General features: G+C 65.2%; 21 protein-coding genes. 14 read left to right on the forward strand and 7 right to left on the reverse strand.

Annotated elements, in window-relative coordinates:
• Nucleotides 1-151 precede the first annotated feature (151 nt).
• Nucleotides 152-2995, forward strand: a complete 2844-nt coding sequence (rapA, locus tag DFR29_RS16435) for an RNA polymerase-associated protein RapA (protein ID WP_133819700.1) — start codon at nucleotides 152-154, stop codon at nucleotides 2993-2995.
• Between the two features lie 48 nt (nucleotides 2996-3043).
• Here rapA and lptG read toward each other — a convergent pair whose 3' ends face one another.
• Nucleotides 3044-4141, reverse strand: coding sequence for an LPS export ABC transporter permease LptG (gene lptG / locus DFR29_RS16440; protein ID WP_133819701.1), 1098 nt, complete (start codon nucleotides 4139-4141; stop codon nucleotides 3044-3046).
• Nucleotides 4138-5265 carry an LPS export ABC transporter permease LptF gene (lptF, locus tag DFR29_RS16445; protein WP_133819702.1) on the reverse strand — a complete coding sequence of 376 codons (1128 nt, stop codon included), beginning with the start codon at nucleotides 5263-5265 and terminating at the stop codon, nucleotides 4138-4140. The genes lptG and lptF overlap by 4 nt, the downstream gene beginning before the upstream one ends.
• Before the next feature lie 135 nt (nucleotides 5266-5400).
• Here lptF and DFR29_RS16450 point away from each other — a divergent pair, with 135 nt between their 5' ends.
• The 5 genes from DFR29_RS16450 (at nucleotide 5401) to DFR29_RS16470 (ending at nucleotide 12093) form a co-directional block, all read left to right on the forward strand.
• The gene (locus tag DFR29_RS16450) at nucleotides 5401-6879 is read left to right on the forward strand and encodes a leucyl aminopeptidase (RefSeq protein WP_133819703.1); all 1479 of its coding nucleotides are present in this window, start codon (nucleotides 5401-5403) and stop codon (nucleotides 6877-6879) included.
• A 96-nt stretch (nucleotides 6880-6975) separates the two neighbouring features.
• On the forward strand, nucleotides 6976-7398 hold the full coding sequence (locus DFR29_RS16455; RefSeq protein ID WP_133819704.1) for a DNA polymerase III subunit chi: 423 nt from the start codon (nucleotides 6976-6978) through the stop codon (nucleotides 7396-7398).
• 162 nt (nucleotides 7399-7560) lie between these two features.
• Nucleotides 7561-8469: an NIPSNAP family protein gene (locus DFR29_RS16460; protein WP_208113620.1), complete on the forward strand. Its 909-nt coding sequence runs from the start codon at nucleotides 7561-7563 to the stop codon at nucleotides 8467-8469.
• A gap of 751 nt (nucleotides 8470-9220) precedes the next feature.
• Nucleotides 9221-10600, forward strand: coding sequence for an MATE family efflux transporter (locus DFR29_RS16465; protein ID WP_133819705.1), 1380 nt, complete (start codon nucleotides 9221-9223; stop codon nucleotides 10598-10600).
• A 707-nt stretch (nucleotides 10601-11307) separates the two neighbouring features.
• Nucleotides 11308-12093, forward strand: a complete 786-nt coding sequence (locus DFR29_RS16470) for a carbonic anhydrase (RefSeq protein WP_166654143.1) — start codon at nucleotides 11308-11310, stop codon at nucleotides 12091-12093.
• Between the two features lie 78 nt (nucleotides 12094-12171).
• On the opposite strand, the gene DFR29_RS16475 is transcribed toward DFR29_RS16470, so the two are convergent.
• Nucleotides 12172-14343 carry a di-heme oxidoredictase family protein gene (locus DFR29_RS16475; RefSeq protein ID WP_133819707.1) on the reverse strand — a complete coding sequence of 724 codons (2172 nt, stop codon included), beginning with the start codon at nucleotides 14341-14343 and terminating at the stop codon, nucleotides 12172-12174.
• 299 nt (nucleotides 14344-14642) lie between these two features.
• Here DFR29_RS16475 and DFR29_RS16480 point away from each other — a divergent pair, with 299 nt between their 5' ends.
• Complete coding sequence (locus DFR29_RS16480) at nucleotides 14643-15341, forward strand: alpha/beta fold hydrolase (RefSeq protein WP_133819708.1); 699 nt, start codon at nucleotides 14643-14645, stop codon at nucleotides 15339-15341.
• Between the two features lie 318 nt (nucleotides 15342-15659).
• On the forward strand, nucleotides 15660-16346 hold the full coding sequence (locus DFR29_RS16485; protein WP_166654144.1) for a histidine phosphatase family protein: 687 nt from the start codon (nucleotides 15660-15662) through the stop codon (nucleotides 16344-16346).
• 859 nt (nucleotides 16347-17205) lie between these two features.
• Here DFR29_RS16485 and DFR29_RS16490 read toward each other — a convergent pair.
• Both DFR29_RS16490 and DFR29_RS16495 read right to left on the reverse strand, forming a co-directional pair.
• Entirely contained in the window at nucleotides 17206-18333 is a 1128-nt protein-coding gene (locus DFR29_RS16490; RefSeq protein WP_133819710.1) for a PilT/PilU family type 4a pilus ATPase, read from the reverse strand.
• 139 nt (nucleotides 18334-18472) lie between these two features.
• The gene (locus DFR29_RS16495) at nucleotides 18473-19510 is read right to left on the reverse strand and encodes a type IV pilus twitching motility protein PilT (RefSeq protein ID WP_133819711.1); all 1038 of its coding nucleotides are present in this window, start codon (nucleotides 19508-19510) and stop codon (nucleotides 18473-18475) included.
• 90 nt (nucleotides 19511-19600) lie between these two features.
• On the opposite strand from DFR29_RS16495, the gene DFR29_RS16500 reads away from it, so the two are divergent.
• The 6 genes from DFR29_RS16500 (at nucleotide 19601) to DFR29_RS16525 (ending at nucleotide 24086) form a co-directional block, all read left to right on the forward strand.
• On the forward strand, nucleotides 19601-20278 hold the full coding sequence (locus tag DFR29_RS16500) for a YggS family pyridoxal phosphate-dependent enzyme (RefSeq protein WP_133819712.1): 678 nt from the start codon (nucleotides 19601-19603) through the stop codon (nucleotides 20276-20278).
• A 60-nt stretch (nucleotides 20279-20338) separates the two neighbouring features.
• Complete coding sequence (gene proC / locus DFR29_RS16505; RefSeq protein ID WP_133819713.1) at nucleotides 20339-21175, forward strand: pyrroline-5-carboxylate reductase; 837 nt, start codon at nucleotides 20339-20341, stop codon at nucleotides 21173-21175.
• Nucleotides 21176-21178: 3 nt separating this feature from the next.
• Nucleotides 21179-21754, forward strand: a complete 576-nt coding sequence (locus DFR29_RS16510) for a YggT family protein (protein WP_133819714.1) — start codon at nucleotides 21179-21181, stop codon at nucleotides 21752-21754.
• 50 nt (nucleotides 21755-21804) lie between these two features.
• On the forward strand, nucleotides 21805-22263 hold the full coding sequence (locus DFR29_RS16515) for a DUF4426 domain-containing protein (RefSeq protein ID WP_166654145.1): 459 nt from the start codon (nucleotides 21805-21807) through the stop codon (nucleotides 22261-22263).
• Nucleotides 22260-22964, forward strand: coding sequence for a histidine phosphatase family protein (locus tag DFR29_RS16520; RefSeq protein ID WP_133819716.1), 705 nt, complete (start codon nucleotides 22260-22262; stop codon nucleotides 22962-22964). Before DFR29_RS16515 ends, DFR29_RS16520 begins: the two co-directional genes overlap by 4 nt.
• An 84-nt stretch (nucleotides 22965-23048) precedes the next feature.
• A complete protein-coding gene (locus DFR29_RS16525) occupies nucleotides 23049-24086 on the forward strand; it encodes a phosphotransferase family protein (protein WP_133819717.1) in 1038 nt (345 codons plus the stop codon).
• 30 nt (nucleotides 24087-24116) lie between these two features.
• Here DFR29_RS16525 and DFR29_RS16530 read toward each other — a convergent pair whose 3' ends face one another.
• Together DFR29_RS16530 and DFR29_RS16535 are read right to left on the reverse strand one after the other, a co-directional pair.
• On the reverse strand, nucleotides 24117-25115 hold the full coding sequence (locus DFR29_RS16530; RefSeq protein ID WP_133819718.1) for a lipase secretion chaperone: 999 nt from the start codon (nucleotides 25113-25115) through the stop codon (nucleotides 24117-24119).
• Nucleotides 25112-26044, reverse strand: a complete 933-nt coding sequence (locus DFR29_RS16535; RefSeq protein ID WP_279571521.1) for a lipase family alpha/beta hydrolase — start codon at nucleotides 26042-26044, stop codon at nucleotides 25112-25114. The genes DFR29_RS16530 and DFR29_RS16535 overlap by 4 nt, the downstream gene beginning before the upstream one ends.
• Nucleotides 26045-26330 lie beyond the last annotated feature (286 nt).

Consider the following 26330-nt stretch of genomic DNA (forward strand, 5'->3'; position numbering starts at 1 on the left):
TTCGGCACGGCCCGCGCGGCAGCGAGCGGCGATTGCCGCGCTGCAACGCGGCCTTATGCAATGACCGGGCAGCACGCTCCGGCGTAAAAAGGTTTCCAGTGCGGGCCGCGCAAGGGATAATCCGCGGCCCGCCGTTCGGAACACCCTGCTGATGCATTTCTCCCCCGGTCAACGCTGGATCTCCAATGCCGAACCCGAACTGGGCCTCGGCACCATCTTGCGCATCGAGGGGCGCAGCATTCAGGTCCTGTTTGCCAAAGCCGGCGTGCTGCGTCATTACGCCGCACACGCGGCACCGCTGGTGCGGGCCGAGTTCCGCATTGGCCAGAAAATCAGCGGCAAGGGCAGCAGTTTCACGGTAGAGCGCGTCGAGACCCACCAGGGCCTGCTGCATTACTACAGCGGCGCCACCTGCGTGGTGGAAGGGGAACTCGACGATGTGCAAAGCCTGTCGCAGGCCGACGAGCGCCTGCTGTCCGGCCGGCTCGACCGGCCCGACCGTTTCGATTTCCGCCTGGAAGCCCTGAACCGCCGTGCCGGTGCGCGCCGCGGCGTGGATTTCGGCCTCGGTGCGGCGCGCATCGCGCTGGTGCCGCATCAGTTGCGCGTAGCCCAGATCGGCGCCAGCCGGCGTCCGCCGCGGCTGCTGCTGGCAGACGAAGTCGGCCTGGGCAAGACCATCGAAGCCGGCATGATCCTGACCCGGCTGATCGCCTCGGGCCGCGTCGAACGCGTACTCGTGCTGCTGCCGGAACCGCTGGTCTACCAGTGGTTCGTCGAGCTGCTGCGCCGCTTCAATCTGCAATTTTCCATTTTTGACGAAGAACGCTGCGAAGCGATCGAGGTCGGCGGCGACAAGCGCAACCCGTTCGAGGACGAGCAGCTGGTCATCACCGACCTGGCCTTCCTGTCCGGCAATGCGCGCCGCGCCGAGCAGGTGTATGCCGCAGGCTGGGATCTGATCGTCGTCGACGAAGCGCATCACCTGGCCTGGACGCCGCAGGCGGCCAGCCGCGAATACAGCGTGGTGGAAACCCTGGCCACGGCGACACCGGGCGTGATCCTGCTGACCGCGACGCCGGAACAGCTGGGCCGTACCGGCCATTTCGCCCGCCTGCGCCTGCTCGACCCGGCGCGCTACCACGACCTGGAGCGTTATACCGCCGAAGCCGAAGGCTATCTCGGCCTGTCGCGCATCGCGGCCAAGCTGGCCGACGGCGATGCACTGGATGCGGACGAGAAAACCGAACTCGGCCGGCGCCTCGGCGACGACGCTTCCAGCCAGGCACTGCTGCAGCGCCTCGACGGCGACGCCGCCGTTGCCAGCGAACTGCTCGATGCGCTGATCGACCGCCACGGCACCGGCCGCGTGATGTTCCGCAACCGCCGCGCCGTGGTCGGCGGCTTTCCCAAGCGCGTGCCGACGATCGAGATACTGGACGGCGCCGAGCTGCGCGACGACCAGCAGCAGCGCCTGCTGACCGAATTCCTGTCCGACATCCAGCAGCCGCCGACCCAGCACGAATACGACTACACCGACGATCCGCGCCTGCCCTGGCTGATCGGCGTGCTGGAAAAACACCCGCGCGACAAATTCCTGCTGATCTGCCGCAGCCAGGCCAAAGTGCTGGCGCTGGAAGAAGCCGTGCGCACGCGCAGCGGCATCAACCTGGCGCGCTTTCACGAAGGCCTGTCCATCATCCATCGCGACCGCAACGCAGCCTATTTCGCCGACCCGGAAGGTGCGCGCCTGCTGATCTGCTCGGAAATAGGCTCGGAAGGCCGCAATTTCCAGTTTGCGCATCATTTGATTCTGTGGGACGTGCCGCTGGACCCGGACCTGCTGGAACAGCGCATAGGCCGCCTCGACCGCATCGGCCAGCAGCACGACATCGTGCTGCACGCCGTCGCCTTCAGCGGCAGCGCCCAGCACGTGCTGCTGCGCTGGTACAGCGAAGGCCTGGATGCCCTGCGCGTCAGCCCTGCCGACGGCCGCGAACTGTACAAGCGCTTCGGCGCCGACCTGGCCGAGCGTGCCGCCACACATGCACTGGAAGGCACCGACCCGGACCAGGAACTCGATTCGCTGATCGCCGAAACCCGCGCCAGCCACGAAGAACTTTCGCGCCTGGTGCATGCCGGCCGCGACCGCCTGCTGGAACTGGCGAGCAGCCGCGAAGCACGCGACGAAACCCTGCGTGAAGCCCTGCTCGCCGTCGACGCCGACCTGGAAACCGAAGACTTCATCCTGCGCCTGTTCGAACAGTTCGGCGTAGAGCACGAGGAAACCGGACCGCGCACCTGGGTGCTGGACCCGGAATACCTCAGCACCGAAGGCTTCAGCGGTCTCAAGGACGGCCCGCAGACCGTTACCTTCGACCGCGCCACTGCGCTGGCACGGGAAGAACTGCCGCTGCTGCGCAACGACCATCCCATGGTCGTCGGCGCGCTCGATCTGCTGCTCGAAGGCGAGCAAGGCAATGCGGCCTTCCTGGTCGACGACGCCTTGCCGCCGCGCACGGTGCTGATCGAGGCGGTCTATGTGCTGGAATGCATTGCCCAGCGCAGTCTCGGCATCGATCGCTTCCTGCCGCCGCTGCCGCTGCGCGTGGTGGTCGACACTAAGCTGCAGGCGCGCGAATACCGGCCGAATCCGGTGTCGCTGAAGAAATCGGTAGACCGCGCGGTGGATTTCAACCGCTATCGCAAATTCCTCGCCCAGCTGGTGCCGCCGATGCTGGAGCGCTGCGAAACGCTGGCGCGCGATGTGTCCGTGCGCGAGATCGATACGGCCCTGGCCACGGCCAAGGCGGCTCTCGACGGCGATGTTGCCCGCCTCGACGCGTTGCGCGCGGTGAACCCGGCCGTACGCGCCGAAGAAGTGGACGCGCTGCGCGCCGAACGCGATGGCATCGTCGACGCCCTGCCGCGGGCGCGTCCGCGCCTGGATGCGGTGCGCTTCGTCTGCAGCCAGGATTTCCTCAGCCTGCGTTGATACGGCCAAGGCGACCGGGCGGCGTCTGCGCAGCCCGGCCTGCCAGCATCAGGCACGGCGGAAATACAGATACGCCAGCAGCGCGAGCAGCAAGGCCGGCAGCAGGGTCGCGAAGGCGAGATTGATGTTGTAGACCGCGCCCACGTTCACCAGCGCGCGCTGCAGGAAATTCCAGCCTATGGCCAGCACCATGCCGACGAAGATGCGCTTGCCCATGCCGCCGCTGCGCAGCGCGCCGAAGGCGAACGGCAGCACGCAGACCACAAGCACCAGTACGTTCAGCGGCCAGAAGACCTTGGCCCAGTAGGCCAGTTCGAAGGGGCGCGAAAATTCCTGGTTGCGCTTGAGCGCGCGAATATTGCGCCGCAGGTCGCTGATGGACAGATAAGCCGGCTGCACGATGGACAAGGCCAGGTAGCGCGGGTCCAGGCCCGACTTCCAGCTCACCGACGCCTCGGTGGTGCTGTTGGCCTGGGCATCGACGAATTCTGTCTTGCGCACTTTTTGCATTGTCCACTGGCCGGAACTGTGTACGGCGCTCTCGGCCACGGCGATGGAAAGCAGCTGCCCCTTCGGTGCGAACTCGAACACACGCACATCCGACAGCTGCACTTCGCGCAGGCCTTGGACCTGGCGCGTGATGCCACGCTTGGCATTGATGAAGGTGTCGCCGTCGCGCGCCCACACGCCCATGGAGCGCTGGCCTATCGCCACACTGCTGGATTTCGCCTGCAGCAGCAGCGATTGCGCCTGCTGCTCGCCCCGCGGGCCCAGCGTGTCGCCCATCACCGCGACCAGCAGGGTCAGCACGCCCAGCGACCAGGCCACCGAAAGACAGATCCGCAGCTTGGACAATCCCGCCGAGCGCAACGCTATCAGTTCGCCAGTCCCGGCCAGTGCGCCCATGCCCAGTAGCGAACCGATCAGCGCAGCGCTGTCGAACCACTCGTAGGCGCGCCGCGGTACCGTGCAGAGAATCTGCAGCATCACCGCGCCAATACCATAGTTGCCCTGGCCAATATCCGCGGCGGCGCCGATGAAGGCCTTGGCCGCATCCAGTCCCGTCAGCAACAGCCAGGTGGCCAGTACCGCGCTCAATACCGAATAGGCGACCAGCCGGTCGACTTGCTTGATGCGCCAGTTCATGCACGTACCTTCTTGCCCCGGCGCGAATTCGGCCGGGCCGGTCGCGGCAGGCGATCGCTGCGCCAAAGCATCCAGGCCGCCAGCGCCAGTGTCGGCAGATGGATCCACCACAGACCGAAGCCCGGCGCGATCTTGCCCTGCTCGATCAGGCTGCGCGCCACGCCCAGCAGGCCCAGATAGATGAAATAGCACAGCAGCGCCAGCAGCAACCCGGCGTAACGCGTCTCGCGCGGCCGCGTGCGCGACAGCGGCACTGCCAACACCGCCAGAATGAGGGCCGACAGCGGCGCGGCCAGGCGCCAATGCACTTCGGCCTGCTGCAGCGGTTCGCGGCTGGCCAGCAGTTCGCGCATCGGTGCGGCGCGCTGCAGCGCCTCGGGCGTGCTGTCCGGATCGCTGTCGGCCAGGGCAATGTCATTGCCCTTGAAGCGCAGCAGGCGGAAATCGTCGTGGCCGATGCGGCCTTCGACGCGGAACCCGTCGCTCAAGGCGAGGAAACGCCCCTCGCCGTCGCTTTCCCGGCGCAGTTCGCCGCGCTCGGCGGTGATCACATCAATGCGCGTGTCTTCGCCGTCGGCACGCTCGGTCTCGACGAACATGCGCTCGAAACGCTGACCGTTCTCGTCCATCGCACCGACATACATCACGCCGCCGCGCCCAGGCAGCTGCACGAAGCGGCCGGCTTCCAGCCCGGCCACGACCAGCGAACGGTTGGCTTCGTCGACCAGGCTGTGCGACAGGCGCACTGCCGCCGGCGCCAGCCAGAACGAGATCACGCTGATCAGCAAGACCACCGGCACGGCCAGCCAGGCCAGCGGCCGCAGCAGATCGCTCAGCGGCATGCCGGCACCCTGCAGCACCGCCATTTCGTTGTCCCGCCACAGCCGTCCATAGGCCAGCAGCACACCCAGGAAAACCGCCAGCGGCACCAGTACCGTCAGTGCGTCGAGCGTGCGCAAGCCCAGGATTTCAAACACCAGATTGCCGGGCAGACGGCCGCGCAGCACCTTGCTCAGCACGTCGGAAACCGTGCCTCCCAGAGTGACGACCAACAGGACTACAGCGCTGGCAAAAAAGCCGAAGGCCAATTCGCGCAACAGATAACGATCAATGATTCTGAGCATTGCCAAGGGCTTGTGCGATAATCCGGGCGCTTGTGCCAGTCGCCGCACAAGAACATTCCCCGAGTTTAACCGGCCTGACGCAGCGGCGCGGCATTGCCTCCGCTGTTTTGGGCCTCTTTCGTCCGGTGCCCGTTCATGTCGATTCAGTTCTCCCTCGCCAGCGCCTCTCCCGAAACGCAAGCCACGCCCTGCGCCGTCGTCGGCGTCTATGAAGACAAAATGCTGACCAGCGCCGCGGCGCGCATCGACGAAGCCTCCGGCGGCGCGCTCAAGCGCCTGATCGACAGCAACGATCTGAACGGCAAGCTGGGCAGCACGCAGATGCTGTTCGGCCTGTCCGGCATCGCCGCCGCGCGGGTGCTGGTGGTCGGCCTGGGCGAGCAGAAGAAGTTCGACGCCGCGCGTTATCACCGCGCCAGCAGCGACGCCGCCCGCGCACTGAAAGGCCTGCCGCTGGGCTCGGCCACCTCGTATCTGGCCGAAGTCGAGGTACCCGGCAAAGACCTGCACTGGAAGCTGCGCACCGCGGCGCTGGCTACCGATCACGCCGCCTACAAGTACACCGCCACCTTCAAGTCCAAGGACAAGCCCCGCGGCGAAAGCTTCGGCGCCATCGCGTTTGCCGGCGATGCCGCCAGCCAGGCCGCACTCGACCAGGCCGCCGCGATCGCCTATGGCGTGCGCCAGGCGCGCGAGCTGGGCAACCTGCCGCCGAACATCTGCAACCCGGCCTATATCGCGGCACAGGCGCAGAAATTCGCCGGGCAGCAGGAAGGCGTCAGCTGCGACGTGCTCGACGTGGAGCAAATGCAGGAACTCGGCATGGGCTCGTTGCTCGGCGTGGCGCGAGGCTCGGCCAATCCGCCCAAGCTGATCGTGCTGCGCTGGAACGGCGGCGGCGAAGCCAAGCCTTACGTGCTGGTCGGCAAGGGCATCACCTTCGATACCGGCGGCATTTCGCTCAAGCCCGGCCCGGGCATGGAAGAAATGAAGTTCGACATGTGCGGCGCCGCCGGCATGTTCGGCACGTTCGTCGCCGCCAGCCGCCTGAAGCTGCCGCTCAACCTGGTCTGCATCCTGGCCGCCGTGGAAAACATGCCCGACGGCAACGCTTATCGCCCCAGCGACGTGCTGACCAGCATGTCCGGCCTGACCATCGAAGTGCTCAACACCGATGCGGAAGGCCGCCTGATTCTCTGCGACGCGCTGACCTATGCGCAGAAATTCAATCCGCAGGTCATCATCGACGCAGCCACCCTGACCGGCGCCTGCGTCATCGCGCTGGGCAAGCACGCCTCCGGCCTGATGACCAAGGACGACGAACTGGCCGAGCAGCTGCTCGCCGCCGGCAACGCCAGCCTCGACCGCGCCTGGCGCCTGCCGCTGTGGGACGACTACCAGAACCAGCTCGACTCGGCTTTCGCCGACGTGGCCAATATCGGCGGCAAGAACGCCGGCGCCATCACCGCCGGCTGCTTCCTGGCGCGCTTCACCGAAGGCCAGCGCTGGGCGCATCTCGATGTTGCCGGCACTGCCTGGGACGAAGGCCGCAAGGGCTTCGCCACCGGCCGCCCGGTACCGCTGCTGGTGCAATACCTGCTCGACCGCTGCTGAATCGCGTAGCGGCTGCGGCGGAAAGTTGGCACAAAACCACTTTTCCATCACAGCCGCTGCAGCTACATCCTGCCCTCCCCTACGCCATAGCCATCGATGCCGCGCGCCGACTTCTACCTGATCGACAAACCGCGCTTCCGCGCCGATCCGCTGCTGCTGGTCTGCGAACTGGCCAAGCGCGCCTATGCCAGCGGCCAGCCCACGCTGATCCTGGCGCGCTCGCTGGAACAGGCTGAGGAAATCGACGGCAAGCTGTGGGAATTCGACGAAGACGCCTTCATTCCGCACCAGGTCGCCGGCGACGAAGACGACGAAATCACGCCGGTACTGATCGCCGCGCCGGAAAACCCGACGCCAGACCGTCCGCTGGTGATCAACCTGCGCGACGACTGCGCTCCCGGCCTGTTCGACCGCGTGCTCGAAGTCGTCCCCGCCGACGAATCGCAGCGCCTGGGCTCGCGCGAACGCTGGAAGACCTACAAGCAGGCCGGCTTCGAGCTGAAGAAATTCGATATGTGACGGCGATGGTTGGGTGCGCCTGAGGCTTATCCGACCTACGTTCGCTTTTTTACGCTTTCGCGCTGCAACCACGACGCTTCCAGCAAACCGGGCGGCTTCTGTCCTGAATTGGCGACACCCTGCGCGAGTCGCGCTTCGACGACTGAGCCAAGGATTGACGCCATGACCATGGATACCGTTTACGGCGCGGCGCAAGCCGCCCCCACCGACTACAACTGGCTGCGCCTGCTGCGGCGCAGCGACCGCAGGCGCCTGCGCATTCGCCCGGCCATCGCCTACATTCTTCGCGCCCTTGGCCTGCTCGCCGCAGCCGGCAGCAGCGCCCAGGCCGCAGCACCCGCAGCCATCGACGACCAAGCCGTGATCGAACTGCGCCAATACACCTTGCATCCGGGCCAGCGCGACACGCTGATTGAAATTTTCGAACAGAATTTCATCGAAGGCCAGGAACAGGCCGGTATGCGCGTCCTCGGCCAGTTCCGCGACCTGGACAAACCCGACCGCTTCGTCTGGCTGCGCAGCTTCCCCAGCATGCCAGCGCGCAAAGCTTCGCTGGAAGCGTTCTACAGCGGCCCCGTCTGGCAGGCGCACCGCGAAGCCGCCAATGCAACCATGATCGACTCCGACAACGTACTGCTGCTGCGCCCCGCACACGAACAGGCAGGCTTTCGTCTCGATGGCCTTGGCCGGCCTGCAAACGATGCCGCTACCGGCAAGGCCGGCCTGATTGTCGCAACCCTCTGGCATCTGCAGGAACCCGCGACACCGGCCTTGCTGAAACTGCTGCGCACCCGCCTGGAGCCGCAACTGCGCGCCGATGGTGCAACGGTACTGGCCAGCCTGACCAGCGAATCGTCGCCGAACACCTTTCCGAAACTACCCATACGACTTGGCGAAAACGTACTGATCGTGTTCACCGCATTCGACGACGCGAAGGCCCATGCAGACTTTGCTGCAAGGCAAGCAGCGTCGGCCGACTGGCAGGAACTGGACAAGCGCCTGCACGCTTACCTCAAAGGCGAGCCGGAGATAGTGCGACTGGCGCCGACGCGGCGCTCTCTCTTGCGTTGAATATATAAAATTCAACAAACTCATTTGTAGGGCGCGATGAGCACAGCGAATTGCGCCGCAAGATAGCGAAAACTGCTGTGCGAAAGCCATCGCAAAAAACTGCCGCGCCGCATACGTGACCGGCTGCCCCCTCTTCCAGCTCTCTACCCCCGACGCCGTCGGGGGAGAGGACTAAGCGCAAAGCGCTCTGCCGTCGCCATCACGGTCGCAGTCGCAGTCGCAGTCGCAGCCAATACCGTAACGTACTCCAGTCATCGCTCAAGATTTGGTTGTCGCTGTCGCTTCTGCGCGCAGGAAGCGCGCGCCTCTAACGGGGCCCCGTATGCCGCGGTGAGGTCGCGTAGGGAAAAGCCCGAAGGGTCGTAACCAGGGATGGCCACGAGTCGGCGCAGGGGACAGGATGTCCCGTGCGCCGACCGCCGTAGCGCCTCACGATGTTTTGGGTCAGGGATGGTCCAAAACCGTGGCATCCGGGGTGTGTTCTCTTTGGTCACTTTCTCTTGCCACCAGCAAGAGAAAGTGACTCGGGCGCCGCAGGCACACGAAACGCCTTTTTGCAGTTGCAGTTGCAGTTGCAGTTGCAGTTGCAGTTGCAGTTGCAGTTTCAAAATAAAACAAATCACAAATACAGTGAGACAAAAAAAAGGAACCCCCCTCCACCACACTAGTGTATCGCGCCAAATTGCAGTCTTGGCAACACCCCAGGCCGGGCGTACCGTGCGCACTCTTCCCCGCAGGCGCGCGCCCTCTCATGAAAGACCTGACCCAAGGCCCCATCCCTGGCCATGTGTTGCGCATGGCCGCGCCGATCGCGATCGGCATGCTGTTCCAGATGCTGTATGTACTGATCGATCTCTACTTCGTTGCGCGGATAGGCGATGCGGCTGTAGCCGGAGTCAGCGCCGCCGGCAACGTGCAATTCATCATCATGGCGCTGACCCAGATCCTCGGCGTAGGCACCATGGCCCTGATCGCCCAGGCCGCCGGTCGCAAGGACAAGGACGACGCCAACCTCGTCTTCAACCAAAGCCTGTTGCTGGCCCTGATCTGCGCAGCAGTGACACTGGCCGGCGGCTATGGCCTGGCCGACGCCTATGTTCGTACGCTTGGCGCCGATGCGGCGACTGTGGCGGCCGGGCTGGACTATCTGCACTGGTTCCTCCCGGGCATGGCCTTGCAGTTCGCCATGATCTCGATGGGCTCGGCCCTGCGCGGCACCGGCATTGCCAAGCCGACCATGCTGGTGCAAATGTTTACTGTTGTACTCAACGCACTGCTTGCGCCGATACTCATTGCCGGCTGGCTCACCGGCAAGCCGTTCGGCGTCGCCGGCGCCGGCATGGCCAGTTCGCTGGCGATCGCAGCGGGCGTGGCCATGATGGCCTGGTACTTCCTGCGCCTGGAACACTACGTCGCCTTCGACGCTCGCCTGTTCCGCCCGCAATTCCCAGCGTGGAAACGTATCCTCGGCATCGGCCTGCCGCCAGGCGGCGAGATCGCGCTGATGTTCGTCTACATGGGTGTGATGTACTGGCTGATCCGCCATTTCGGCGCATCGGCCCAGGCGGGTTTCGGCATAGGTTCGCGCGTGATGCAGGCGATCTTCCTGCCGGCCATGGCCATCGCCTTCGCCACTGCCCCCGTGGCGGGACAGAATGTCGGTGCAGGCCTGGGCGAACGCGTACGCGAAACCTTCCGCGCCGCGGCCCTTATCGGCGCGGCGATCATGTTTGCGCTGACCTTGTTCTGCCAGTGGAAGCCGCAGCTGCTGTTCACGCCATTCACGCAGGAGCAGGCGGTCATCGACGTGGCCACGGAGTTCCTCGGCATCGTGTCGTGGAATTTCGTCGCCTCGGGCCTGATCTTCAGCTGCTCGGGTATGTTCCAGGCACTGGGCAATACCTTGCCGGGCCTGGCCAGCGGCGCGAGCCGCCTGGTCACCTTCGTCGTGCCAGCCGTGTGGCTGTCGCAGCAGCCCTGGTTCCAGTTGCACCACCTGTGGTGGCTGTCGGTGGCGACGCTGGCCTTGCAGGCGCTGCTGAGCTACGTATTGCTGCAGCGCGAATTCAATCGCCGCCTGCCGCTGCTGAAACCGCGCACTGCGCCGGCAGCGGAAACCGTGGCGCCCTGAAACCCTGCTCCATCAGCGCAGGTGCCAGCAGCCAGGCGTAAAGAAAAGACGGCGGGTGGCTAGCAAGCCCCCGCCGGCAGGTCGCAGCCCCTTCGACGCCCGCGACAACAGTGTCCCGCCTCGCCGCGTGCCAGGCCACCCCGCATTCGCGGGGTGGAACCACTGCTCCCCGCGACCTTCGTCGCTACCGACCCAAGCGGCGCCGGCAAAGATTGTGAGTTTGCATAATAGTGAACTCCTGCTCGCCGGCCAGGCTGGCAGCGGCGCCGATCAAAATCCGCCCCCATGCCAGTTTCAATCCAAGCAACAATTTATGAAAATTGTTTCAAAAATAAAATTTATGAAATACAGCCAAATCCGAACAGCTGTTGGCAAGATTGCGTGATGGACCCGCCGTTTGCCACAGCCGTTTGCGACTAGCTTTACCGCGTCCTGTCGGGGGATGGGAAGCCAGCGAGAAGTTCTCGCTACGCGGCGTAAATCGCGCGATGCGCGTTGCCGTACGCGCGCCGGAGCAGATCTGGGAGGCCTGCTCCGGCGCCGCGCTCAGGCTTGACCAGGCCCTGTGGCGACTGCAGCGCCGCCAACGGCAAGACTCAACAAACCACTTGCACAATCAGCACGCCGCAACAACAGCGGCCGGCTTCATGCCGCCCGCAATTTTTCCATTGAACCTGTCCACAGCTCAATTTTTGGGAAATTCGACAATGCATTCAGTCATTTTTAAAACCTTATTTGCCGCGACCAGCATCGCCAGCCTGGCCTTCGGCGCCACGGCAGCCGCCAGCGAACCGACACCCTGGAACTATGCCGAAGGCACCGAGCACTGGGGCTATCTGAGCCCAGAATTCTCTGCCTGCCGTGATGGCCTGATGCAGTCGCCGATCGACGTGAGCCGCGTGGCGGCGCATACACGAGCGCTGCCGGCGCTGAGTTTTGCCTACGCGACCTCGGCCAGCGTCAATGTGATCAACAAAGGCCACACGATACAGACCGAGCCGGCCGCCGCCGGCAACGCGCTGCTCATCGGCAACAAGCGCTACGAGCTGGCCCAGTTCCACGTACACACACCCAGCGAAAACTTTCTCGACGGCGAGCAGTACCCACTGGAAGTACATTTCGTGCACCAGGCGGCGGACGGCAGCCGCGCCGTCGTCGGCGTGTTCTACGACGAAGGTCCCGCCGATGCGCAACTGCAGAAAATCATCACGGCGATTCCATCCGAGGAAAGCGGACAAAGCAGGGTCAACGCACTTAACCTGCGCAGCCTGATTCCCAGCGGATCAAGCTATCGTTTCAGTGGTTCGCTGACCACGCCGCCGTGCAGCGAAGGCATCGCCTGGCACGTCATGGGCAGGCCCAAGACCGCATCGATCACGCAACTCGCCGCGTTCGACGCGCGGTATTCCGGCCTGGAATTTCCCGGCGGCAATCGCCGTCCCGTGCAGTCGCTGAACGGTCGCGCGATATCCACCGAGGCGCGCGACGACTGAGCCGCTTCGACGCTCTGGCGGTAGAGGCGGCCGGACGGAAACGTCCAGCCGCCTTTCGATCGCCAGGCCACCGCCGCTCTACAGCGACTCGAGAAACTCCACTAGGTGGGCGCGCGCCGCCGCCGGCAGATTGCGGAAGGCTTCGCGACTCGCCTGTGCTTCGCCGCCGTGCCAGAGAATGGCCTCGGCGATGTTGCGGGCGCGGCCATCGTGCAGCAGACGGCCATGGCCATTCACCGCTTCGCGCAGGCCCAGCCCCCACAGCGGCGGTGTACGCCATTCGCGATTCGCCTGCGCCTGCGGCGTCAGCTGGTCGGCCAAGGCATCGCCCATATCGTGCAGCAGCAGATCGGTATAGGCATGGATGGTCTGGCCGCGCAGTTCCGCCAGCGGATGGCGGTAGCCGGTCTGCAGGGTCGCCACATGACAGCCGCCACAATTGATCTGTGTAAACACCGCCTCGCCGGCAATCGCGCCGGGCAAGTCGATGCTGTCAGGGCGGCGCGACGGTGCGCCCGTCATCTGCACATAAGTCGTGATCAGCGCCAGGTCTGCATCGCTCAGACTGCCGGCTCCCTGTGCCTGTTGCTGGCAGGCCAGCTGGGCGACGCCGCAGTCCAGCGTCGGCAGCAGCGAGGTCTTTACGCCGATCTCGCCGCGCAGCGCCGTAGCGGAAAAATGCCGCAAACTGAATTTATCCGCCTTCCAGCCGAAGCGGCCTATGCGCGGCAGACCCGCCCCGGCCGCTGGCACCAGCGCTACGCGGCCGGAAATGCCGTCGCCGTTGCTGTCGTCGGGATCGTGCCGCTGCAGCAGGGTTTCCTCGTCGATGGCTTCGAGCAGGCCGAGACCGGCGATGGTCTGCGGCATGCGCGCCGAGTAATAGGCGATACCACGGCCCGGCGGCTCCTGCGCCTGGAACGCAGAGGCGAAAATGCGATCGTCGCTGTCGACGAAGCGGTAGGTCGGCCGCTGCAGGGCGAAGGCCTGACCATCGGCGTAATTACCCGCCTGTTCGCTGAAAGCAACCCGCGTCGCCGGTTCGGCCGCCAGTGCCGCATTCAGCGTACGTGGCTGCAAGGTGTCGCCGAAATGGTAGTGCGGCAATGGCTGGCCGTTCGCATCGACCTGCCCGGAAGACACTTTCATCACCGACGTCGTCAACGCCTGTGCTTCCTGCGGCGCGGCACCGCGGCCATTGTGCACATGGCAGGCGATGCACGACTCCTGCACCGCAAGACTGTTGGCCAGCCCGGCGATGGCGGTATTGGCGGGATTGCCCGGCTCAAAATGCGCGCCGGTCTTGAACGAACTGTGGAACAGGCGCCGGCCGTTGAGGAAATCGTTGTGCGTGGGCCAGCGGATATTCAGCGCCTCGCGGAAGAAGCTGGTGTAATCGGTTGCACCGCTGTCGACGATGTAGTTGTTGTAGTTGCCCAGGCCGTCGAGAATCGTGTGCGTGACGACCTGGTTGGCATCGTTGCGATAGGTCAGCTGGTTGCCCTGCTGCGAGATCACCGCCGAGGGCGGCACCGACTCGCCGGCGCGCACGAACGGCGCCGTCGCCGCGCCGCCGGCGCTGAGGCGGGTATTCAAGGCCTCGTTGCCTTCGATGAACAGGCCCGGATAGCCGATGTGGAAACGGTAGGTGTCGGTGTAATACACCGTCTGCCCCTGCACCACCGGATCGCCCTGGCTGATGCCGAGGAACTGCTGGAATTCCACCTCCATCCAGTCGCCAATGCGCAACACGCCGTCGCTGCCCGCATGCGCGTTGCGCGTGATGCGGCAGACCCATTTCTGCCCCGTACCGTCCGGCCGCGCCACTGCCACCGGCGTCGGATTGAAGGTCGCATTGTTATTGAACGCAGCGCGATACGGATTGCCGTAGGCCGAGCGGCATTCGGGCTGGCGCCAGTGCGCATACTGCGGTTCGTAGAAGATTTCGATGCTGTTGCCGCCGGCGGCGACATGGTCGTGGATCTCGAAACCGAAGGTGCGGTGCTCGTGGTAGCGAACGGGAAAGGTATAGAAAATACTTTCTGACTCGTGCCGCGAACGCGCGCGGCCGCTGCCGAAGGTGACGATGGTGCCGTCGGGCGCTATGCGCCAGTTGACCGATTCGGCCGGCGTATACGTGGTTGCGAACAGCGGCGCGTACGCCGGCGGCGTACCCGCAGCAGCCAGCTCGGCCGCTGCAACAGCGGCAGCGCCGCAGGCCAGCGCCAGCAGATTCTTGAAAGAGGCCACGCTATCACCTTGATCGGTAGTGCGCTGCGGATACGGATGTTGCCCATTCCCCACGAATGCGCCCCCGCAGCGTCGGCGACGACGATAGCGGGCGTTTGCCCTGCCTGGCCGCTGCGGCGAACGAACGGACAGAAATGGCCGACGAGAATGCCTCGGCTCGACCAAGGTCGATGGCCAGCCTGTGACCGCCGTCACAGGCCGGTGCGGGCACTGCGCAAGCTGCCGACTTGTACGAATGTACACGTCCGCGGCCGCTGCACCGGCGCTAGGCTGCACGGCGTCCTTGGGAGGGATACACCATGCATCTGCTGATTCGTCTTGCCGTGGCCGTGGCCTTGCCGCTGGCGGCCGCCACGTCCGTACAGGCGGCCTGCGTCGACTCCGTCGTTCTGGTCCACGGCAACAGCGGCTCGCCGACCGATTTCGACAATACCTATGTTGAGCTGCGCGCACGCGGCTATACCGATGCCCAGATCCGCCTGCCCGACTGGGGCAGCAAGACCTGTCCCGCCTGCAACGACCATAGCGGCACGGAAGAGACCCCCGTCGCCAATGCGCTGACGGCAGCCATCGCCTCTTCGTGCACCGGCAAGATCGACGTGATCGGCCACTCCATGGGCGTGACCCTGGCCGCGCGCGAAATCCTCAAGCTCAACCTGGCCAGCAAGGTCGACACCTTCGTCGGCATCGCCGGCGGCTATCGGGGCCTGTACAGCTGCGGCATCTATCCCTACAACGTGCCCACCTCGACCTGCGGCAGCAACGGCCTGTCGATAGGCAGCCCACTGCTGAACGGCATCTACAACAAGAAGCTCGCCACGCGGGAATACTCGATCAAGTCCTACGTCGACGAAATCGTCTGCTCCACCGGCACCTGCCTGGTCTACGGCGTACATTCCTCGTCGATCGCCGGCGAGAACGCCAGCTATACCTATCCCTACTATCACTACCAGCTGCTCTGGTTTACCTCGGTTCTGCAGGCCGACCTGGTCGACTGAGCGCAACGCCTGTACCGCTGCGAAGACGCCGCGCCATTGCCGGCGTCCTTGCCGTAGGCCGCCTTGCCGCGGCCTGCACGCCTGTCCGGCGCACCAGCCGGCAGATTGCATTGCGCGATGTCGCCAGCGCACCCCGGTCGCCGTCTGAATAGCTGCGACAACGCGCGCTCATGCTTCACTTCTTTGTCCAGAACACGGCCTTGTCATGCATTGGCACGACCATTGCCCTGCGCTGGACATACGACGACGCAATCGGGCGCCGTCGCCTGGATATGGCAGCGCAGCGATCGCGGCGCCCATGCTCACCGGAGGAGCAGAATGAACACGTTCGACCCCGCAGCCACCGTATTTGCCTGTCGCCATGGCCAGAGCCGCGGCAATACTGCCCGTGCCGAAGCCGAGGCAAGCGGCCTGCTCGATGTCGCCAGCAACTGCGGCGATGCGGACCTGCCGCTGACCGCCCTGGGGCGGGAACAGGCCGAATGGCTAGGCCGCAAGATCGCCAGCCTGCCCACGGCGCAGCAGCCGACGCGCATCCTCTGTTCGCCGCACCGGCGCACCCTGGAAACCGCCGACGGCATCATTCGCCATGGCTATGCCAACCGCCGCATCGCCTTCTCCCTCGACCGCCGCCTGACACCGAAAGCCTTCGGCGTACTCGAAGGACTGACCCGCAAAGGCGTAGCCGAACGCTTTCCGCAACTGGCTGCCGAGCGCGAACGCGTAGGCCGCTTCCACTTCTGCCCGCCCGGCGGCGAATCGCGCTGCGACGTAGTACTGCGCGTGCGCGACTTCCTGCACGACCTGCGCCGCCGCCATGCGGGTGAACGCGTGCTGCTCGTTACCCACCAGATCGTGATCAACGCACTGGGCTATCTGCTGATGGCCAGCGACCAGGACCCCCTCTCCACCAACGACGACGGCTGGGTGCCGAACGCGCGCCTGTTCGCCTTCCAGCTTGGCGAAACGAGCACCGTGGTGGAAGACACCGCTGCTGCGGCCTGAAAGGCGGGTGGCTGCACATCCCTCGCCGAGGCTTTTAGTCGGCGCCGCTCGGCGTGGGGATGCGGAGCGGCGGTGTACTTGTGCACGTTTAGTTTGAAGTTATCGCTGTTGCCGATACTCGGATTTTGACGCCGCCAAACCTGGCGCTGCGGCCAGCGTGACCGGCCGCCCCCCCTCTCCCAGCATCTCTGGCCCGTTGGGCGTTCGGAGGCCAGAGCCAATGGCTCTGTACGTTGTCTCCTCACCCCCCAAGCAGAGCTTGGAGGAGAGGGGCCAGAAGCAAAGCCGCCTGCCGCAAGACCTGCCGCAACACCAGCAGCCTATCTTGCCGTTGCCGTTGCCGTTGCCGTTGCCGTTGCCGTTGCCGTTGCCGTTGCCGTTGCCGTTGCTCGTGATGGTGCTTTGGCTGTGGCTGTGGCTTCTGCGCGCAGGAAGCGCGCCTACCCGGGGCCCCATATGCCGCGGTGAGGTCGTGTAGGGAAAAGCCCGAAGGGTCGCGGCAGGGATGGCCGCGAGTCGGCGCAGGGGACAGGATGTCCCGTGCGCCGACCGCCGTAGCGGCCTCACGAAGTTTTGGGCCAGGGATGGCCCAAAACCGCGGCATCTGGGGTGGTTTTCTCTTGGTTACTTCTCTTTGTCCACACAAAGAGAAGTAACGAGCGCGCCGCAGGCGCGCGATGCGCCGTTAAAAGCCCAACAAGGCAAGCCTACCCAAACGAAGCAGCAGGCGCCTCGCAAACACACGACACGCCGTCAAAAGCCCTACAACGCAAGCCTTCCAAACAAGGCAACAAACCCCTGCAACCACACGAACCATTTCTGCAGTTGTATCAAAAGCAAAGCGCGCAAAACCCCGCGCTCAACTCTCCATCAATTCCACCCCATCCAACCCCTGACTCAAAGTATGCGCATCGCCCCCCTGGGCCAGCTTGATGCGCAGACGAACTTCGTTCGCCGAGTCGGCATGGCGCAGGGCGTCCTCGTAGGAAATTTCACCCGCCTGGTACAGTTCGAACAGGCTCTGGTCGAAGGTGCGCATGCCCAGGTTGGTGGACTCCTTCATGATTTCCTTGAGCTTGTGGATCTCGCCCTTGCGGATGTAGTCCTGCACCAGCGGCGTGCCGAGCATGATTTCCATCGCGACGCGGCGGGCCTTGCCATCGGGCGTGGGAATCAGCTGCTGCGCGACCACGCCCTTGAGGTTCAGCGACAGATCCATGAACAGCTGTTCGCGACGGTCGTCGCTGAAGAAGTGGATGATGCGGTCAAGCGCCTGGTTGGCGTTGTTTGCGTGCAATGTGCACAGGCACAGGTGACCGGTTTCGGAGAAGTTGATCGCGTGTTCCATCGTCTCGCGCGTACGCACTTCGCCGATCAGGATCACGTCGGGCGCCTGGCGCAGCGTGTTCTTCAGCGCGTTCTCCCAGGAGTCGGTGTCGATGCCGAGTTCGCGCTGGGTGATGATGCAGCCTTCGTGCTTGTGCACGTATTCGATCGGGTCTTCGATGGTGATGATATGGCCGGTCGAATTCTGGTTGCGGTAGCCGACCATCGCCGCGAGCGAGGTCGACTTGCCGGTACCGGTCGCGCCGACGAAGATGATGATGCCGCGCTTGGTCATCGCGAGTGTCTTGATCACCGGCGGCAGCGACAGTTCGTCGACGGTCGGGATCTTGGTCTCGATGCGACGCAGCACCATGCCGACGCAGTTGCGCTGGTAGAAACAGGAAACGCGGAAGCGGCCGACACCGGTGACGCTGATGGCGAACTGGCATTCGTGCGTCTTTTCGAACTCCTCGCGCTGCGACGGCGTCATCACGTTCAGCACCATGTCGCGCGACTGCTGCGGCGTGAGCGGGTTCTGCGTGATGGGGCTGATGCGTCCGTGCACTTTCATCGACGGCGCGACACCGGCCGTGATGAACAGGTCGGAAGCCTTCTTGTGCACCATCAGCTTGAGGAAAGAGGTGAAATCTACGCTGCTCATTGCCTGCTCCAAGAGCGCGGCGACGCCGGTTAGCGGCGGCCGGGCTCAGTCCCGCCGCACATTTCCCGCACCGCCCGCCGTAACCAGTTTGCGGGACCACTTCCTGTGCAATGCAGGCCCGCGGAAGGGGCCTGCGCTGCTACTTGAAGGATTCCTTGTTCTTCGCATAAGTGATGGCCTGCTGTCGCGTAACCAGTCCACGTTTGACGAGATCGAGCAGGCACTGATCCAGGGTCTGCATGCCGTACTGGGCACCGGTCTGGATCGACGAATACATCTGCGCCACCTTGTCCTCGCGGATCAGGTTGCGGATGGCGGGCATGCCGACCATGATTTCGTGCGCCGCGATACGCCCGCCGCCGACCTTCTTCAGCAGCGACTGGGAAATCACCGCGCGCAGTGACTCGGACAGCATCGAGCGCACCATCGGCTTTTCGCCGGCGGGGAACACGTCGATGATGCGGTCGACGGTCTTGGCCGCCGACGAGGTGTGCAAGGTGGCGAACACGAGATGGCCGGTTTCCGCCGCGGTCAGCGCCAGGCGGATGGTTTCCAGGTCGCGCAATTCGCCGACCAGGATGTAATCGGGGTCTTCGCGCAGGGCCGAGCGCAGTGCTTCGTTGAAGCCGTGCGTGTCGCGATGCACTTCGCGCTGGTTGATCAGGCATTTCTGCGAGGTGTGCACGAACTCGATCGGATCTTCCACCGACAGGATGTGGGCGTATTCGTTCTTGTTGACGTGGTCGACCATCGCCGCGAGCGTGGTCGACTTGCCCGAACCGGTAGGCCCGGTGACCAGGATCAGCCCCTGCGGCTGGGCGATCAGCTCCTTGAACACCTTGGGACAGCCCAGGTCTTCCAGCGAAAGCACTTCCGAGGGAATGGTACGGAATACCGCGCCGGCGCCGCGGTTCTGGTTGAACGCGTTGACGCGGAAGCGGGCGAGGCCGGGGATTTCGAACGAGAAGTCGACTTCGAGGAACTCTTCGTAGTCGCGCCGCTGCTTGTCCGACATGATGTCGTAGATCAGCGAGTGGATCTGCTTGTGGTCCAGCGCCGGAATATTGATGCGGCGCACGTCGCCGTCGACGCGGATCATCGGCGGCAGGCCCGCGGACAAGTGCAGGTCGGAAGCCTTATTCTTGACCGAGAAAGCAAGCAGCTCGGCAATATCCATGCGTATCCCCCAAATGCAGTCGACGCCGCTGGCCGGCGTGGTTTCGCCCGAGTATAGCTCGGCAATTTTCCGCTGGCGCACGCGCTTGAGATGAGTTCCTCCGAAACTTCCTTTACTGAGATCCATGCCCGTATCGCCCATGCTGCGGCGCAGCATGGCCAGTCCGCGCGCCTGCTCGCCGTGAGCAAGACCAAGCCCGCCGACGCGGTGCGCCGGCTGGCCGGCCTGGGCCAGCGCGCGTTCGGCGAGAACTACGTGCAGGAAGCCCTGGCCAAGCAGGGCGAGCTGGCCGACCTGGCGCTGGAATGGCATCTGATCGGCCCGCTGCAATCGAACAAGTGCCGCGAGGTAGCCGAGCATTTCGACTGGCTGCAGAGCCTGGACCGGGCCAAGCTGATCGCGCCACTGGCGCGCTGGCGGCCGCCCGCGCGCGGGCCGTTGCAGGTGCTGATCCAGGTCAACATTGATGACGAGGCGTCCAAGTCGGGCTGCCGGCCCGAGCAGTTGCCCGAGCTGGCCGAGGCCATTGCCGCACAGCCGGCGCTATGCCTGCGCGGCCTTATGGCGATTCCCGCGCCGCATGCGGACCGGGCGCTGCGCGTACGCGCCTTCGCGGCCATGCGCGGCCTGTTCGACACGCTGCGCACCGGGCACGCCGGCATCGATACCTTGTCCATGGGCATGAGCGACGATTTCGAACTGGCACTGGCCCATGGCGCAACCATGGTGCGCATAGGCTCGGCCCTGTTCGGTGCACGCAGCGCGTGATTTCAGTTCGCTGCACGGCGCGGCTATGCTCGGCGTTCCTAATCCAGCAGTCGAAGACTCATGCCTGAGACGCAACTCAACGTGCGCATCGCCTTCGTCGGCGGCGGCAACATGGCACGCAGCCTGATCGGCGGACTGGTACGCCAGGGCATGGCGCCGTCGCTGATCGCCGTAGCCGAGCCGAATGCCGAACTGCGCGAGGCCCTGTCCCGCGATTTCGGTGTCGGCGTCCATGCAGAGGGCGCCGCGGCGGCAGCCGGTGCCGCAGTCATCCTGCTCGCGGTCAAGCCGCAGGTGATGCGCACGGTCTGCGAATCGCTGCAGCCCGCCGTGCAGGCGCAGGCACCGCTGCTGATCTCGATCGCTGCGGGTATCCGCATCGACCAGCTGGAGCACTGGTGCGGCGGCAGCGTCGCCGTCGTGCGCAGCATGCCGAATACGCCGGCCCTGGTCGGTGCCGGTGCCAGCGGCCTGTGCGCCAACGCGCAGGTCAGCGCGGTGCAGCGCGGCCAGGCGGAAACCATACTCGGCGCCGCCGGTCTCGCGGTGTGGATAGACGAGGAAGCGCAGATGGACGTGGTCACCGCCCTGTCGGGTTCGGGACCGGCGTATTTCTTCCTGCTGGTCGAAGCACTGGAAGACGCCGCCGTGGCCCAGGGCCTGCCGCGCGATGCAGCCCGCGCCCTGGCCACGCAGACTGCGCTGGGCGCCGGCCGCATGCTGCGCGAAGACGGCGAAGCACCGGCCGTGCTGCGCCAGCGCGTGACTTCGCCCGGCGGCACCACCCAGGCCGCGCTGGACAGTTTCGCCGCAAGCGGCTTGCGCGAGACGGTAGCCAGGGCGGTCGCCGCGGCGACCGAACGCGGGCGCGAGCTCGCCGCAAAGTCGGAGGGCTGAGGCATGGGCTTTTTTTCCGACGCAGGCATGCTGCTCATCAGTGCGGTTTTCAGTGCGCTGCTGCTGATCCTGCTGCTGCGCCTGACGCTGCCACTGACGCGGGTGCGTTTCAATAATCCCATCTGCCAGTTTATTTATAAATTCACCAACCCCGTAGTCGGGCCGCTGGCGCAATTGATACCGCCGTACAAGCAGTTCAGCCTGGCCACAGCGGTGCTGATGCTGCTCACCGCGATGATCCAGCTCGTGCTGTCCATGCTGCTTCTGCGCATGGCCCTGGACCCGCTCGCGATCGCCCTGTTCAGCGTGACCGGGCTGATCTACTACATCGTCAATACGGCATTCTGGATCATCCTGATCAGCGCAGTCATGAGCTTCTTCTCGCCCAACCCGCGCAACCCGGCCGTGGAAGTGATAACCAGCCTGAGCGCACCGCTGCTGCGGCCTTTCCGCAGCTGGCCGCCGCGCAACGCAGCGCTGGACCTGTCGCCGCTCTACGCCACCCTGGCCCTGCTGCTGCTGAAGCTGGCCATCTGGCATGCGGTCGGCCCGGCCGGCACCCTGTTCCTCAAGTTCTGATGCCAGTCCGGGCGCGTGTAAGATCGAACCCGCGCCTGCAGGAGCCTGCCATGAAGCTCGCCTACAAACTTTCCCTCGCTGCAGCCGCGCTGCTGTTGCTGTTGCTGTTCCCCGCCCGCGGCCGTGCCGAACAGGTGCAGCGCTTCGACAACTACCAGGTGCATTACAACGCCCTCTCCACCGACATGCTGCCGGCGGAAGTCGCCAGGCAGTACAAGTTTTCCCGGTCGAGCAAGCAGGGACTGGTGAATATCGCTGTGCAGCAGCTGGGCAGCGACAGCCAGCCGGTGGCCGTGGCGGCCAAGGTCAGCGGCACCGCCGCCAATCTGGCCGGCCAGCGCAGCGAATTGGCCGTACGCGAAATCCGCGAAGCCGACGCGGTCTATTACCTGGGCGAATTCGACGTGCGCGGCAGCGACACCATCAATTTCAGCATCGACATCACGCCGGCCGGCAGCAAGCGCAGCTACCAGCTCAAATTCAGCAAGAACTACGTTACCGACCGATGACTGCACGCCTGCTGCTGATCCGCCACGCCCAAGCCAGCTTCGGCACCGACGACTACGACCGGCTTTCCGAGCGCGGCCTGCGCCAGGCCGAACTGCTGGCGCAATGGCTGGCGGCGCAGCCTCAGCTGGAATTCGCCCATGTCGTCGCCGGTGCGCAGAAACGCCACGCCCAGACCCTGCACGCGCTGCAGCTGGCTGCCGCCGCGGTCGACCGCCCGCTGCCGGCACACAGCATCGATGCGGACTGGAACGAGTTCGACCACGAAAGCCTGTTGCGTGGCTATGCCAGCATCGCGCTGGACGATCCCGACCTGCCCAGCCTGCGCGACGGACTGGAACCGGCGCGGGTGCAGGCCCTGATCGGCCGCGCCTTCGCAGCCTGGGACCAGGGCCGCCTCGACGAACATATGCCGGAAACGCTGCAGACCTTCCGCGACCGCGTGCGCCGGGCGCATGACCGCGCCGAGGCCAGGGCCGCCGGTGGCACCACGCTGGTGGTCAGTTCCGGTGGCGTCATCGCGCGCTGCGCCCAGGCCCTGCTGGCGCTGGACGAAGCGACCACGATACGGCACAACCTCAGCCTGGCCAATTCCGGCATTGTGGAATTTGTACGAAACGATTCGGAATGGCAATTGCAGCATTGGAGCCACCTGCCCCACCTGCAGGACGAACAGCACCGCGCCCTGCACAGCTGGTATTGAAGCCGGCACGGCGCCGACAGGCGCGCGATAGCCACGGTTTGCGACGATTTCCCGCCGAATCTGGCGCCCAGGAGAATCCAGCCCATGACCAGCTCCGCCGACAGCGTGCTCGATACGCAAACCCTGGCCGACTATCTGCAGGCGCAGGTCGAGGGATTCCGCGGACCGCTTACGGCGACCAAGTTCAAGGGCGGCCAGTCCAATCCCACCTATCGCATCGACGCGGCCTCCGGCCGCTACGTGCTGCGGCGCAAGCCACCAGGCAAGCTGCTCGCCTCGGCGCATGCGGTAGAACGTGAATACCGCGTGCTACAGGCCTTGCAAGGCTCAGCTGTTGCGGTGGCGCAGCCGCTGCACCTGTGCGAGGACGACAGCGTCATCGGCAGCGCGTTCTATCTGATGAGCTTCGTGCCCGGCCGCGTGCACTGGGATCCGGCCCTGCCCGATGCCACGCCGGAACAGCGCACCTTCTACTACCACCGTGCCGTCGACACGCTTATCGCGCTCGCGCAGCTGGACGTAGCGGCCTGCGGTCTCGCCGATTACGGCAAACCCGGCAACTATTTTGTGCGCCAGATCGCGCGCTGGAGCGAGCAATACCGCGCCAGCGAAACCGAAACCCTCGTCGCGATGGACCGCCTGATCGAGGCACTGCCCGCCGCGGCGCCGGCCGACGACGGCCGCATCGCGCTGGTCCACGGCGATTTCCGCCTCGACAACCTGATGTGGTCCGACAGCGGCGAACTGCTCGCCGTAGTGGATTGGGAATTGTCCACACTGGGACATCCGCTGGCCGACCTGGGCTACTACTGCATGGCGCTGCGCCTGCCACGCAACCCGGTGCTGCCGGGCCTGGCCAGCCTGCAGCGCGACAGCCTGGGCATTCCCGACGAAGCTGCCCTGCTCGGCCGCTTCGGCACCGCCACCGGGCTGGACCCGGGCGATGCCTGGCCGTTCCATCTGGCCTTCCATTTTTTCCGCCTGGCAGCGATCGCCCAGGGCGTGATGAAGCGCGCACTGCAGGGCAATGCATCGAGCGAGCAGGCCCTGGCGGCCGGACGCATGGCCGGCACGATTGCGCAGATGGGGTGGGAAGTACTGGATCGAGGCGCTGCAAAGTAACGCCGGCAGTCGAGACGCGGCCGCAGCCGTCTACTTCGGCAGCAGCCCTTCCTCGGCCAGGCTCAACACCCGCCGCTGCTCCGCCTCGCTGAAAACTTCCAGCAATTTCAGCAGGCGCAGTTCGCGCTCGCCCGACGCCAGAGTGCCGTCCGCAAACAGTTTCTCGCGCGCCTGTGCATACGCACGCAGCCGCAGTTGCCAGTCCAGATCCTGCTGGTCGAGCTCGGCCAGGCGTGCTGCCGCATCCGCGCCCCACAGCTCGGTGCGCTGCTGCACGCGCTGCGACGCATCGGCGTGTTGTGTATCGAGCTGTTCGCTTTGCACCACGGCCAATTGATAGTCGGTGCTGTCCGCACGCGAGGCGCGTTGCCGAGGATCGACGCTGGCCTCGACTTGCGCCAGCCGCTGCGTGCGGGTAGCCAGATCCAGCGTGTTGTCGCGTGCCAGGGCCAGACGTTCCAGCGTCGCCGCGGCATAGTCTTCTTCCTCGCCGAACCAGGCTTGCGCCAGTGATTCGCCCAGCTCACGCCGGCGCAGCTCGCGCAGGCGTTGCAGGTCGGCCCGCAGATCGCTGCTGCGGCCCAGCGCGGCACTGGCACGCTGCAGCTCGGCGTAGCGGTCGAACAGGTTCAGCACCTCGGCACGCGCGCGCGCATCGAGTTGGGCCTGGCTTTGTAGCCAGGCCAGCAGGTCGGCGCGGATCTGCACCGTGTCGCGTTCGCCGAGCCGCGAGAGGAAATAGTCGAACAGGCGGCGCAGTTCGCGATCCGCGACAACATGGCCTTGCGCATCGCGGCGCACGCTGCCGTCGACGTCGGTGCCGCGCAGGGAATCGGCCTGGGCAGGCGGCGCGGAAAGGCGAGGCGCGCCGCGTGGCGTTGCCGGCGCCACGGCCGAGACCGCGGGCACCGACGCAGCAGTAGCCGGCACCGGCTGCGCCACGCCCCGCGGCGATGGCGCTTTTGATAGAAATAAAAAAAACAGCAGCCCGAGCAGGGCTGCTGCCATCACCGGCAAGAGACGTTTCACAAGCCCGCGTTCTTCAACCGGTTGGCCTGGGCACGCAGTACGCTGACGGGATCGGAGGCGAAAAGGCCACGCAGGGCCAATACCTGATTGACCTCGTCCAGATGATTCCAGCCGTAGTCGTCGCGCAGCACCACGCCAAGATGGCTGGAGCAGCGGCCGACCAGGCCGTCATTCGCCTCGAAGCCGAAGAACAGACCACCGGCGCCGAGCAGCGCATCGGACGCATCGAAGATATTGGTCAGCACCGAGGTGCCGCCGATGGAGTAGTAGCGCACGCCATTCACTGTCGCCGCGCCTTCGCCGCAGCTGCTGGCCGGCATGCCCTGGGGATGACGGGTATTGAACGCGGTCGAACCCGCCGTGTTGAGCGATGCGAGTGCGCCGAGGGCGTACTGTGGATCGCTGTTGCCGGACAGGAAAGCAAGGAAGCCGCCCAATGCATCGACGAAACCGGCTACCAGCGGCCGCAGCGGCGAGCCGGGCGGCAAGGTCGCATCGAGCGCATCGGCCACCTTGCTGCCTTTATGCGGCGCGCCCACCGAAGTCACCGAGGCGACCAGATCTGGCCGCACCGAGGCGACGTAACGGATGGTGGGTCCGCCATGGCTATGGCCGATAAGGTTGAACTTGGCATGGCCGTACAGCGCACGCAGATGATCGAGATCGCGGATCAACTGTTCGCCGCGCACCGCGCTGGAGTTCGCCGCCGCCACGCTGGCGACGTAGACCTTGGCCCCACCGGAGCGCAATTGTGAGGGAATTCCATACCAATAATCGTATACACCGAGCAGGCTGTCGAAACCGAGCAGGCCGTGTACAAGTACGATGGGATGGCGTGTCTGGGTATAGCCGGACTGGGCCGCGACCGGCGCGGCAGCGAACAGGCAGAGCAGCACGCCGAGCAGGCGTGCGAGAACGGAACGCATCATACTTCCCTCTCCCAAGGGAAGCCTGGCCTGGACCGGTTACGCCGGTTTCATCCTGGAGATGTTGCTCCTGCCGCGCGGATTCCCGTCTTCGGCGAGCTGCCGGTGCGGCGACGAATCGCCACGCCGGCAACCACTTCGTTCAACCGACGGCAGCTCCTGACGAGGCCCCCAGCATGACGAAACGATGGTTGGATACCGCGCGCAGGTTGCGCCGGCCGGCCGACTCTACACCGGCCAAACGCAGATTTCAAACGGGCGTTTCAATGACGGCCGAGGCCGCCAACCG

Origin of the sequence: Tahibacter aquaticus, from assembly GCF_004363655.1 — a bacterium.
Lineage (GTDB): Bacteria > Pseudomonadota > Gammaproteobacteria > Xanthomonadales > Rhodanobacteraceae > Tahibacter > Tahibacter aquaticus.